Genomic DNA, 12,459 nt, shown 5'->3' on the forward strand with positions numbered 1-12,459 from the left:
ATTAATGTTTTATTACAAGCCGCATGGCATAAAACGCTAAATTAGTTTTTATCATTGTCTAGTGAACGTCGTTTCACCTGCTATCAAAACACTTTTGGAAAAAAAATCATCTCAATAAAGATTGAGATGATTTTTTTTTTTGAGATTAAAAAGCAGCAGCTTTTGCTTTTCCTTTTTTCTTGAGGATAGCCAAAATAGTAGCAGCTACACCTGCACTAATTGTTCCTACACCAGTGAACATGCCAACGACAGTAATAACAGTTGCTACTGAAGACCAAGCGTCTAAGAAATTAACCATTGCAAACGCGGTTCCAGAACTAACACCCAGATTTGCTGCAATTAATGAGCCATTTCCAATTACTAAAGCTCCTAATGTTACCGCAAGAAGTAGCAGCGATAATAAAGCATAAAACTTAGAATCTGTTGCTTTTGTCATAACACGACCTCCTTCTATTATTTACCACTCTTTTAGTCTAGCAAGAATTAAATTACATTTCAACATTTTTTGTAAATTTTTTAATAATAATTGAAATAGATGTAATTATAACCAGTTATTATAGGGGATTATGTTCATTTCCCAGTTTTACAGGGCGCTTATGTACTGACATAAAATGCTCTGATTCTCTAAAAACTAGTCAAAATATCTAGTAATCAAAAAATCAATTCGTTTCAAATCTTTATTGACTTGTCTTAGAGGTAGGTAGATTTATCATCACTTAAGAGATTATGGCATTTATATTTATATGTATGATAAGCTACCTTTATCCTTAAAGTTATGAACGGAATATTACGAATAAACATGTTTATCTTTACTAAAGGCAGAACTAAATTCAATGAGTAACTCTCTTTCGATTCTCTGTGAACTTATTTTGAATTCAAGAGACCTGATCGTACAAATCATAATAAATTTATACATAACGGTTGACATATTTTGAAATTTTCAATATATCAAAACCCAATATCCCTGTAAGCCGTTGAAAAAAAGACTTAACCGGGTGGAACCAACTAGGTAAGTAATCCAATTTCTCACTTTCAAAAAAATCGAAACACTCATATTGAGTTGTCTCGATTTCGATTGATAATAATGTACTTAATTAGAGATGTTATTAGTATTATTTATTGTTGTTTTGTATTAAACATCTCACTGGCTATCTCTGTTATTTCTTTATATCAAGAAATTTATGTAGTTTGGATGATATTCCTCATTTTAGAAGAATCCGTTCTCTTTTAGAATGAAGCTTAATCCCGATATTTCCGCAAAATGATTGCTTCAGTTTCACTTATAATATGCTTAAAAATTAATTGTTGAAAACTTTATAGCCATACACCTCTATATTCTATCTTAATTTAAAGTTTCTGAAATAATGAGATTACAACAGCTATGGTCAATACAATTCCTGCGAACATTAATACAATTAATTTTCTATTACTGTTTTCTTTTTGATCATTGTCTTTTTTTGAAGTCTTCGAAAGTTCTACGGAAACAAGAATCCATATAACCATGGTTACGATTCCTAAGGTGGTAGCAGCGTTCATAATAACCTCCCATATTTATATTTCTTCAATTTTAACATAACCCCAAAGGTAAGTTGGACCTATACTGGGCATCACCTCAAATTCAGGGAAAATTAACTATTATCCTTTATACACATTTACCTATTTCTTTATTAATCCCTAATACTTTAGTAAGTTTGTTGCCAGTTTTTATTGATTAAATACTCTCTAAATCATCGATGACAAGTCACTCTTAAGTTAAAGCTTTTTATACTGCTGACACAATCCTTTTTCCTTCACAAAAAAACCTTTAGATTTTGCTACTGATTTAAAGCTGATTGAACCATACAAAGCAAAAGCCACCTAACGAGAGGTGGCTTTTACTTTATTTCTACATATCTAGCAGTTTCCTTGAGATGACCAGACGCTGGATTTCCTGAGTTCCTTCATAAATTTGAGTGATTTTCGCATCACGCATGTATCGTTCGACTGGGTAATCCTTTGTGTAGCCGTACCCGCCGAAGATTTGCACCGCTTCTGTCGTCACCTTCATCGCTGTATCACCGGCAAAGAGCTTGGACATGGCTGATTCCTTTCCATACGGGAGGCCTTTCGTTTCGAGCCATGCCGCCTGGTAAGTAAGCAGCCTTGATGCTTCAATCGCGGTGGCCATATCAGCCAGCTTAAAGGCAATTCCTTGTTGCTGAATGATTGGTTTACCAAATTGTTTACGCTCCTTGGCATAATCAACCGCCGCATCAAGAGCGCCTTGAGCAATCCCAACTGCCTGTGCAGCAATGCCGTTTCTACCGCCATCGAGCGTCATCATGGCTATTTTGAATCCTTCTCCTTCTTGACCGAGCCGGTTCCTTTCATGAATCCGGCAATCTTCAAATCGAATTTCAGTTGTTGGCGATGAGCGTATGCCCAGTTTGCTTTCCTTTTTGCCAACGGAAAAACCAGGTGTCTCTTTTTCTACAATAAAAGCAGTTGTATTTCGGGATGAAGCTCCTTGGTCTGTTACGGCAAACACAATATAATAATCTGCAATGCCTCCATTTGTAATAAAGATTTTCGCCCCGTTCAGGACATATTCATTGCCTGCCTTGACGGCCGTTGTCTTCATTCCGCCAGCATCTGAGCCTGAACCGCTCTCTGTGAGCGCATATGCTCCTATCTTCTGCCCTTCTGCAAGCGGCTTTAAATAGGTCTCTTTTTGTTCATCTGTTCCGAATGTATAGATTGGCCATGAAGCGAGAGATGTATGAGCGGACAGGGTGACGCCTGTAGAGGCGCATACTCTTGAAAGCTCCTCAACTGCTATGACGTAGGCTAAATAATCACTGCCGATTCCGCCCACGTCTTCCGGCCAAGGGATACCCGTTAAACCGAGTTCCGCCATTTTACGAAAAATAGATGGATCATATGTCTCTGTTTCGTCTCGCTTTGCTGCTGTTGGCTCCACTTCATTTTTCGCAAAGTCTCTCACCATTTTTTGAATCATTTCATGTTCGTCACTTAATTGGAACTGCATCGTGAGCCACCTCGTTTCATATTAGCTGTTTACAGATGACCAGCCTTTGAATTTCACTTGTTCCTTCATAGATTTCACAAATTTTCGCATCACGAAAGTAACGTTCTGCTTGATAGCGATTCGTATAACCATCCATGCCTAGCAAATGGATCGCTTCTGTACTGATCTCCACCGCCGTTTTTGACGCAAATAGCTTTGCCATTGATGCTTCCTTTGTGACGGGACGATTGGCCTCTTTGAAAGAAGCCGCTTGATAGACGAGCAGTTTGGCCGCCTCAAGCTTCGCCGCCAAATCGCCCAGTCGAATGGTCGTTTCAAGACCTGCTGGATGTCGCTTTAAATAGCTGACTGCCTCGGTTAAAGCGGCTTCTGCAATACCAAGGCTTTGAGCCGCAATTCCGATTCTCCCTGCATTTAAGCTAGACATGGCAATTTGAAAGCCTTCTCCTTCTGCACCAAGCAGCTGATCTTTTGGAATCCGCACGCCTTCAAAATGAAGCGTGACTGTTTTTGAACCGTGCAGTCCCATCTTTTTCTCATCTTTTCCAATCGTAAATCCCGGCGTATCTTTCTCGACAATGAACGCCGATATATTTTTTCTCGCAGAAGCCGGATCGGTCACCGCAAAGACAAGATATAGCTCTGCTTCTCCGCCGCTTGTGATAAAGATTTTCGTTCCATTTAATACATAATCACCGCCCATCCACTCTGCTCTTAACTGAATACTGGAGGCATCTGATCCGGCCTTTGGTTCAGTCAGACAAAAGGCGCCCAGCTTCTCTCCTGATGCAAGCAGAGGGACATAGGATTCTTTTTGTTCCTTCGTTCCAAAAGTCAAAATAGGCATCGTCACAACAGATGTATGAACGGACACAATGACACCGATGGTCGCACTCACTTTCGATAATTCATGGATTGCGATGATATACGTTGTAAAATCTGCTCCTAAGCCTTGATACGAAGCTGGTATTGGAATCCCTAGATAGCCTTGCCGTCCCATTTCACTTAAAAGGGTTTTTGGAAACTGGCCTTGTTCCATAGCTTCAACTTCAGGGAATACACGCTGGCGTGCAAATTCTGCTGTCTGTTCTCTCCAGAGACGCTGTTTATCCGTAAGCATAACATCCATCTTGACTCCCCCTATGAGTGGTCGTGGTATGTGTAAAAACCTCTCTTTGTCTTTTTGCCAAGCCAGCCTGCATTCACGTATTTTTTCAAAAGAGGACAAGGTCGATATTTGCTGTCTCCAAGTCCTTCGTGAAGGGTATTCATTATAAATAAACATGTATCCAGTCCAATGAAATCAGCTAGACGAAGCGGCCCCATTGGGTGATTCATCCCAAGTGTCATCACGCCATCAATGCTTTCTGCATCTGCCACGCCTTCATATAGGGTGTAAATGGCTTCATTGATCATTGGCATCAATATGCGATTTGAGACGAACCCTGGGAAGTCTTCCACTTCAATTGGGGTTTTGTTTAATGTCTTCGCTGTTTCATAAACAAATTGATATGTGTCATCACTCGTTTGCAGCGCGCGAATGACTTCAACGAGTTTCATGACAGGGACGGGATTCATAAAATGCATGCCAATCACTTTCTCCGGTCTGCTCGTCACAGCTGCTAATTCTGTGATCGACAAGGAAGACGTGTTTGTCGCAAATATGGCCTCCGCCTCTGCAAATTGATCAAGTGTTTCAAAGATTTGTTTTTTCACACTCATTTGTTCAGAAGCAGCTTCAATCACTAAATGAGCCTGCTGAACGTCTTTTAAATCTGTGGATACGGCAAGCCGCTGCGTGATATCTCGGACTGCCTGATGTGCCAGCTTTCCTTTTTCTGCCCGCTTCGTCAGTTGTTTGGTCATGGAGGAAATCGCTCGATGAATCTGCTTTTCTGATGCATCATGGAGCAGGACTGTATAGCCTGACTGTGCAAACACTTGGGCAATGCCTGATCCCATTTGACCGGCTCCAACGACCAGAACGGTCTCTTCTATGCTCATCAAAAAACGCCTCCCTTTTCATCTACCTTTATCATGAACGCATCTCCTTGACCGCCTCCACTGCAAATCGCCGCAATGCCAATGCCACCGCCTCTTTGTCTTAATGCATGAATCAATGTCAATATGATACGTGTTCCGCTTGCCCCAATCGGATGACCGAGTGCGACAGCCCCTCCGTTGATATTCATTTTCCGCCGGTCGATCCCGGTCATTTTTTCACATGCCAGAGCCACAGCTGAAAAGGCCTCATTGATTTCAAACAAATCGATATCCTCTAGGCGCTTTCCTGTTTTCTTTAAAAGCTTCTCGATGGCAAGGGCTGGTGTTTTCGGGAAATCCTTCGCCTCTACAGCAACCTGAGTATGACCGAGAACGACTGCCAGTGGCTTTACGCCATGCCGTGCAGCATACGTGTCTTTCATTAGAAGAAGTGCACTTGCACCATCATTGACACCTGGTGCATTTCCAGCGGTGATGGTACCCTTCTGATCAAAAACAGGCATGAGCTTTGACAGCCGTTCATATGAGGTATCACGCCGCGGAGATTCATCTTCTGTGATCAGCCGTTCTCCCGTTTTTGTTTTAACGGTGACGGGGGTGATTTCCTGTTGAAAAAAGCCACTTTTTTGCGCTTCGATGGCGCGTTCATGACTTCTGAGTGCCCACAGATCCTGCTCTTCCCGCGTGATGCCAAGCTCCTTTGCAGCCATACTTCCATACTCACCCATATGAACGCCTGTAAACGAACAGGTTAAGCCATCTAAAATCATCGCATCTTGTACTGCACCGTCTCCCATTTTGTAGCCCCATCGCGCTTTTTTTAGCAGATAAGGAGCGTGAGACATGGATTCCATACCGCCCGCCGCGATGACCTCAGCATCACCGGCTCGAATGATTTGATCTGCCGTGCTCACACTGCGCATGCCTGATGCACAGACTTTATTGATGGTTTGTGTTGGAACACACCAAGGAAGATCAGCATATCTTGCTGCTTGCCTTGAAGGAATTTGCCCTTGCCCTCCTTGTAAAACACTTCCCATAATGACCTCATCTATTTCATGAGAACCCGAAACTCTTTCCAGTGCAGCCTTGATCGCTATACCGCCTAGTTCTGCGGCAGTCAAACCACTGAGAGCCCCGCCTAGTTTTCCAAATGGTGTTCTTGCACCAGATACAATGACCGTCGTACTCATGTATGCCCCTCCCCATTTGTTAACGCTTACATATCACTTAGACAGCTGATGAAACAGCGCCATGGATAAGCCGATGAACATTCTATTCATCGGCCTATCATCTTTACGACACCTGTTTTCCAGGCTCACCAAACACTGATTTTTCAAGAAGTTCGGCGACATCAAATGTGCCTACCTGCTCCTCTACTTCCTTCGCCTTCGTCCCATCTCCCAGCATCGTTAAGCAATAAGGACACCCTGAGCTGATAATGGACGGCTGGACCTGTAGCGCCTGCTCCGTTCGTGCAGTGTTAATCCGGGTACCCGTCTCTTCTTCCATCCACATTAAGCCCCCGCCTGCACCGCAGCACATACCAGTTTCACGGTTGCGTTCCATTTCTTTCAGCGTCACACCTGGAATGGCTTTTAAAATATCTCTTGGCGGGTCGTACACTTCGTTATATCTGCCTAAGTAGCATGAGTCGTGGAAAGTAATCACCTCGTTCACTTCATGTACAGGCGTTATTTTCCCTTCTTTCACTAACTCTGCCAGTAATTCTGTATGATGGTACACTTCTGCCTCAAGTCCAAAGTCTGGATATTCATTTTTAAATAAATTGTAGGCGTGTGGATCAATCGTGACGATCTTTGTGACGCCGTTTTTCTGGAATTCTTCAATGTTTTTTGCAGCAAGCTCTTGGAATAAAAATTCGTTTCCGAGTCTTCTTGGTGTATCGCCTGAGTTTTTCTCTTTATTGCCTAGGATCGCAAAGGATACCCCCGCTTCATTGAGGAGTTTTGCAAAGGCAAGTGCAATCTTTTGGCTTCGATTGTCATATGCCCCCATTGAACCAACCCAGAATAAATAATCAAAGGTTTGCTCTGCTTTTTTCAGCTCTTTCACTGTCGGCACATGCACATCTTCTCTCAGTTCACGCCAATTTTCTCTTTCTTTCCGGTTCAATCCCCACGGGTTCCCTTGGCGCTCAATGCTTGTCATGGCACGCTGTGCATCTGCGTCCATTTTTCCTTCGGTCAGCACAAGATATCTGCGCATATCAATAATCTTGTCGACATGTTCATTCATGACAGGGCATTGGTCTTCACAGTTTCGGCATGTCGTACATGCCCAGATCTCTTCTTCTGTAATGACCTCTCCAATAAGAGAAGGATGATATATAGAGCTGGCAGCCGACTCTTCCGCACCTGCTCCTCTCGCCTGCAGTGCCAGCTGGTTTCCTGTTGTCTGCTTGAAGGCAAGCTGCGGGACCCAAGGTGTCTTCGAGGTAATGGCAGCCCCTTTATTGGTTAAATGATCTCTTAACCTTAAAATCAAATCCATTGGAGACAGCATCTTCCCTGTCCCTGTTGCCGGGCACATATTCGTGCAGCGCCCGCATTCCACACAGGCATAAAGATCGATCAGCTGAGACTGACGGAAGTCTTCAATTTTTCCCACACCGAAGGTCTCTTGTGTCTCATCTTCAAAATCGATTTTTTGCAGCTTGCCTGGCGGGTCTAATCTGCTGACAAATACGTTGACAGGCCCCGCAATCAAATGGGCGTGCTTTGACTGTGGAACATATACTAAAAATGTCAGCAAAATGAGCAGATGCACCCACCATGCGGCATAAAAAACAATCGCAGCCGCAAGAGGTGAAATTCCGCCCAGCAAGAAAGCAATACCAGAAGCGATTGGCTCAGTTGGTGATAGAGAGTGTCCATGCCAGATGATGTTCATGCCGTTCCCTAGTAAAACTGTCAGCATTAATCCGCCAATAAATAAAAGCACTAGACCCGATTTAAAACCTCGTTTTAAACGGACAAGTTTTTCCACATATCTTCTATGGAAAGCCCATACAACGGCCACTAAAATGAGAAGTGTGACCACCTCTTGGAAAAACGTAAAGACGCCGTACACCGGACCTAAAGGAAGCCCGCTGTCTGGAATAAGCCCCTTCAAAATAAAATCAAGGGCTCCGAACTGTACAAGGATAAATCCGTAGAAAAACAGTACATGAATGATGCCGCTCTTCTTGTCCTTTAACAGCTTCTTTTGCCCAAATACATTGACCCAAACACGCTCTAAGCGTTTCTTCATGTCTTGTTGAAACTCTTCTTTTTTACCAAGACGAATATACGCCGCTCGTGTTCGAATGAGATAAACAAACAAATACAGAGCGTAAGCGGTCACCGCCGCAAATGCGATCAAGTTGATGATTAAAAGGCTATTCATCTTGCTCCCCCTTTCATTCCCCAAAACCCACTTTGTTCCGTTTCCATGTTGTACCTCTATCATAAATAATGAATGAGTATTCAGTCAATATTTTTTACGCGTTTGGGTACACTATTGAAATATGCAAAAAAGGAGGAAGTTTCATGATCGCATTGATCATCCTACTCGTACTCATTGCCATCGTTTTGCTCGTCATGTTAGACCTTTATATGGGAAAGAAATATTTTTCTACGCACGCATTTGAACGGTCTTTTGACCAAACAAGCGGCGATGCCATCTTTTATCATGATGGCGAACCATTTTTCGATCAGCTGCTTACGGATATACAGCAGGCCTCTTCTTCTATTCATATGATGTTCTTTATTGTAAAGAACGACAAGATTGGTCAAAGGGTCTTACAAGCATTGAAAGCCAAAGCGGAGCAAGGCGTTTCCGTCTTTTTGCTGACCGACCGATTAGGCTCCTATTCGTTTGATCAAAAGTCGATTGACATGCTAGAAAGGAGTGGCATTCAATTTTACTTTTTAAATAAGCCTCGTTTTCCTTTTTTGATTTACCGGTTAAACATGAGAAATCACCGTAAAATTACGGTGATTGATGGGAAGATTGGCTATATTGGCGGATTTAATATAGGCGATGAATATGTTGGGAAAAAAGGCCGCTTTGGCATTTGGAAGGATTATCATTTGCGGATGACTGGACAGGTTGTCGCAGATCTCCAGCATGTGTTTCTGAATGATTTGTACCGGTCGTCTGGCATTCATCAGCTGCAATATGAGGTTTTCCCTACATTGGAACCGGGAACATTACAATGCACAACACGCGCGACTGCCGGTTTTTCTTTAGAAGCTTTATTTCTCCAAGATATTCAGCAGGCAAAGAAACAGATCATCATCTGTACGCCTTATTTTATTCCATCAGCCCCTCTTCTGAAGGCGCTGCTTGATGCACGAAAGCGGGACGTCACAGTTGAAATTATCATTCCAATGAAAGCGGATCATCCACTTGTCAAAGAGGCTGGTTTTCATTATTTAAAGGATCTCATTGCCTCTGGATGTCTTGTTTATCGTTTTTATAAAGGATTTTATCATTCGAAAGCCATATTGATTGATCACAGCCGCTGTATGATCAGTACCGCGAATTTTGATAAACGAAGCTTGTTTTTAAACGAAGAAGTAGATGTGGCCATTGATGATCCCGACTTTACTGCACACGTAGAGGAAAAGATTCGGGAGCATATGGAAGTATCTGAGATCCTGACAGAAGAAACATTGTCAAAGCGCCCTCTTTTCACACGACCGCTTGAGTGGGTTGCCGCCATGTTCTCGTATTTTTTATAAAGGAGATGACCTATGCGTTATCGATTTGGTTATGTATCCAATGCCGTCACCTTGTGGGAAGCTTCTCCTGCCAAGTCGCTGACCTTTGCAAGATACAGCAAGCTCTCTAAGGAAGAAAGAAAAGAGGCTTTATTGCGAACAACGAAAGCCAATCTTGTGAATACATTAAGAACGCTTTATTTCGCCATTGCTCATGATATCCCGCTTTACCGTTTTTCAAGCTCGATCGTCCCGCTCGCGACCCATCCCGAGGTGCGCTGGGACTTCGTGACACCTTTTCACAAAGAATTTCTTGAGATTGGCAAGTTGGTGAAACGGCACAACTTACGGGTAAGCTTTCACCCCAATCAATTCACTTTGTTTACCAGCCCAAAACTTTCAATTACAGAAAATGCCGTCATCGATATGACGTACCATTATCAGATGCTTGAGGCGATGAAGCTCGAAAAGGAAGGTTACATGAATATTCATGTAGGCGGGGCGTACGGCGATAAAGAATCGGCTCTTCAACGCTTTGATGAAAATATCAAACAGCTTCCGGCTCATATCAAAGCAAGGATGACACTTGAGAACGATGACAAAACATATACGTCGCTCGAAACGCTTGGTGTATGTGAAAAGCATGACATTCCGTTTGTTTTTGATTACCATCATCACGTGGCAAATAAAGATGACGATGCCGCACTCGATGACATCCTGCCAAGAATGTTCGACACTTGGACAAAGACTGGCATTCCGCCTAAAATCCACTTGTCTTCACCTAAATCAGAAAAAGCCATACGCAGTCATGCAGATGGAGTAGATATGGCCTTTGTCTTACCGCTTTTTCAAGCATTAAAACCGTATGGCCGTGATGCAGATTTTATGATTGAAGCAAAATTAAAGGATCAGGCTCTGCTCCGTCTAGTCGAAGAGCTGTCTGCGATAAGGGGCAATCGGCGGACGGGCGGAGGAACCATTGAGTGGAAATCATAGAGAAAGGTTTACCTTTGTGCAAATGAGGGTAACAAAGCTATTGTGAAAAAGTAATTAACAGGAGGATATGAAGATGTCTCAAATCTATTCAATCCGAATCGCTGCAAAAGCGTTGAATTTACATAAGCTTATTTCTCTTTATGAAAAGTGCCAGCAGGCTCAGCATCGTATATATGTGTATTCTAAAAAAACAATGTGCAGCATTAAGAACATCGTAGAGCTTGAAACCTTCAGGCTCACTCATTTAGAATCTGATTATTTAATTGTCGTAGAGGGGAAAAAAGCGCAAGATCTTCTACAGCCGTTTGAGAAAGAAAAGGTTTCATAAAAAAGAGCAGCCCCGAGCCGCTCTTTTTTATATCCACTCTTCTGTCAGCCAAACTTGTTTAGAAGCTGCATCTATTTTCACTTGTGCCCCGATTGGCATCGTAAGCATAGGGTGCGTATGGGCACAGTCAAAATCAGCGATGATTGGTCTTTTTGTCTCACCGAGCACCTCAAGCAAAATCTCGTAAGGTTCTTTGCCCGTCCCTTCATCATCAAACAGCTCATGTTTCCCTAAAAGAATCCCTGACACCCGTTCAAACACTCCATTTACTTTCAATAAAGAGAAATTCTTTTCGACAACAGAAGCGGTTTTCATGCAATCTTCAATGAGGAGGATGTCTCCGTTTTGGATGGCTGGCATGAACTCACTTCCCCAAATGCCGTACATCGCATTCAGGTTCCCGCCGATCAATCTGCCTCCTGCCTGTCCCTCTATGACGCACAGCCAATCATTCGGACGCTGCTTTTTGTCACGCGTCTTTTCTTCCCAATTGATTCGTTCATCTGTCCAAAAAGGCGGTTTTTCAATCTGATAAGGAATGCTTTGAGGAAACATTAAGATGTCCTCAAATGACTGATATGTATAATCGACAAACGGTTCAAACTCGCCAAAAGAAGGAACAAGCGCAGGCCCGTAGAAAACAGGCAGGCCCGTTTTTTCGTACGCCGCTAGTAGAATCGCTGTCGCATCTGAATAACCGATCATGATTTTTGGATGTTGATTCAGCAGCTCAAAATCAAGATAAGGCAGCAAACTATTTGAATTCGTCCCGCCAATCATTGACATGATGCACGCCAAGTCCTCTTTAGCCATCAGCTCATTCAGCTCATCAGCTCGTTCTTGAATTGTACCGGAACGGTAGTGATCCTCTTTCCCTGTTAATGATCCAGGGATCACAATGAATCCTTTTTGCTCAAGCCACTTCTTCGCCCGCTGATACCTAAGAGGCGAGGTCGCTGATGCAGGACTGGAAGGTGAAAAAATACCGATCTTATCGCCCTTTTGTAATCGCCGAAGCCCCTTCATTCCATCAGATCCTTCCTACACGCATTTTTTCTATCCTAACAAAAAAAGCCCTTTATCAAAAGGGCTACTGAACGAATGAAAATCTTTTCAAAAAAATATTTTAAAAAGGCCAAGTAATATGAGCGTAAAACTAATAATCAATGCTATCGATATTTTGACTTTGCTTAAAGAACTGTCTATAACGTTTACAAAAAGGTGAATGCCAAATAAAATAATCCCAATGTAAAAAAATACTGGGTTGATTCCAGCTGGAATGATCAATATAAATAAACCAACAAGAGTCACGTAGTGAATGCTTTTCAGCATGAATGTTTTTGCTGTTTCGCTCAAACAACCCTCTCCTTTTGGAT

12 protein-coding genes are annotated in these 12,459 nt (G+C 42.7%); 3 read left to right on the forward strand and 9 right to left on the reverse strand.

The genetic code is table 11. From position 1 onward, the window contains the following. Positions 1-145: 145 nt before the first annotated feature. The 7 genes from QSJ46_RS03090 to QSJ46_RS03120 form a co-directional block, all read right to left on the reverse strand. The gene (locus QSJ46_RS03090) at positions 146-436 is read right to left on the reverse strand and encodes an uberolysin/carnocyclin family circular bacteriocin (protein WP_075612067.1); all 291 of its coding nucleotides are present in this window, start codon (positions 434-436) and stop codon (positions 146-148) included. A 911-nt stretch (positions 437-1,347) separates the two neighbouring features. Continuing rightward, positions 1,348-1,536: a hypothetical protein gene (locus tag QSJ46_RS03095; protein ID WP_075612068.1), complete on the reverse strand. Its 189-nt coding sequence runs from the start codon at positions 1,534-1,536 to the stop codon at positions 1,348-1,350. 349 nt (positions 1,537-1,885) lie between these two features. Further along, positions 1,886-3,028: an acyl-CoA dehydrogenase gene (locus QSJ46_RS03100; RefSeq protein WP_047202560.1), complete on the reverse strand. Its 1,143-nt coding sequence runs from the start codon at positions 3,026-3,028 to the stop codon at positions 1,886-1,888. A 16-nt stretch (positions 3,029-3,044) separates the two neighbouring features. Continuing rightward, positions 3,045-4,157: an acyl-CoA dehydrogenase family protein gene (locus QSJ46_RS03105; RefSeq protein WP_285604260.1), complete on the reverse strand. Its 1,113-nt coding sequence runs from the start codon at positions 4,155-4,157 to the stop codon at positions 3,045-3,047. A gap of 11 nt (positions 4,158-4,168) precedes the next feature. Continuing rightward, a complete protein-coding gene (locus tag QSJ46_RS03110; protein WP_039182159.1) occupies positions 4,169-5,032 on the reverse strand; it encodes a 3-hydroxybutyryl-CoA dehydrogenase in 864 nt (287 codons plus the stop codon). After that, positions 5,032-6,225 (reverse strand): acetyl-CoA C-acetyltransferase, encoded by a 1,194-nt coding sequence (locus tag QSJ46_RS03115; protein WP_285604261.1) that lies wholly within the window; start codon positions 6,223-6,225, stop codon positions 5,032-5,034. Before QSJ46_RS03115 ends, QSJ46_RS03110 begins: the two co-directional genes overlap by 1 nt. Before the next feature lie 103 nt (positions 6,226-6,328). Further along, positions 6,329-8,440 (reverse strand): heterodisulfide reductase-related iron-sulfur binding cluster, encoded by a 2,112-nt coding sequence (locus QSJ46_RS03120; RefSeq protein WP_107162934.1) that lies wholly within the window; start codon positions 8,438-8,440, stop codon positions 6,329-6,331. Positions 8,441-8,583: 143 nt separating this feature from the next. Here QSJ46_RS03120 and cls point away from each other — a divergent pair, with 143 nt between their 5' ends. From cls to QSJ46_RS03135, 3 genes are all read left to right on the forward strand, one after another. Continuing rightward, positions 8,584-9,780: a cardiolipin synthase gene (cls, locus tag QSJ46_RS03125; RefSeq protein WP_285604262.1), complete on the forward strand. Its 1,197-nt coding sequence runs from the start codon at positions 8,584-8,586 to the stop codon at positions 9,778-9,780. Positions 9,781-9,792: 12 nt separating this feature from the next. After that, on the forward strand, positions 9,793-10,755 hold the full coding sequence (uvsE, locus tag QSJ46_RS03130; RefSeq protein ID WP_285604263.1) for a UV DNA damage repair endonuclease UvsE: 963 nt from the start codon (positions 9,793-9,795) through the stop codon (positions 10,753-10,755). Between the two features lie 73 nt (positions 10,756-10,828). Then, entirely contained in the window at positions 10,829-11,083 is a 255-nt protein-coding gene (locus tag QSJ46_RS03135) for a hypothetical protein (protein ID WP_039182170.1), read from the forward strand. A gap of 27 nt (positions 11,084-11,110) precedes the next feature. Here QSJ46_RS03135 and QSJ46_RS03140 read toward each other — a convergent pair whose 3' ends face one another. Both QSJ46_RS03140 and QSJ46_RS03145 read right to left on the reverse strand, forming a co-directional pair. Further along, positions 11,111-12,109 (reverse strand): S66 family peptidase, encoded by a 999-nt coding sequence (locus tag QSJ46_RS03140; RefSeq protein ID WP_285604264.1) that lies wholly within the window; start codon positions 12,107-12,109, stop codon positions 11,111-11,113. A gap of 87 nt (positions 12,110-12,196) precedes the next feature. Further along, positions 12,197-12,439 carry a hypothetical protein gene (locus QSJ46_RS03145; protein ID WP_039182177.1) on the reverse strand — a complete coding sequence of 81 codons (243 nt, stop codon included), beginning with the start codon at positions 12,437-12,439 and terminating at the stop codon, positions 12,197-12,199. Positions 12,440-12,459: the final 20 nt, after the last annotated feature.

Source organism: Bacillus sp. YKCMOAS1 (genome assembly GCF_030268125.1).
Lineage (GTDB): Bacteria > Bacillota > Bacilli > Bacillales > Bacillaceae > Bacillus > Bacillus safensis.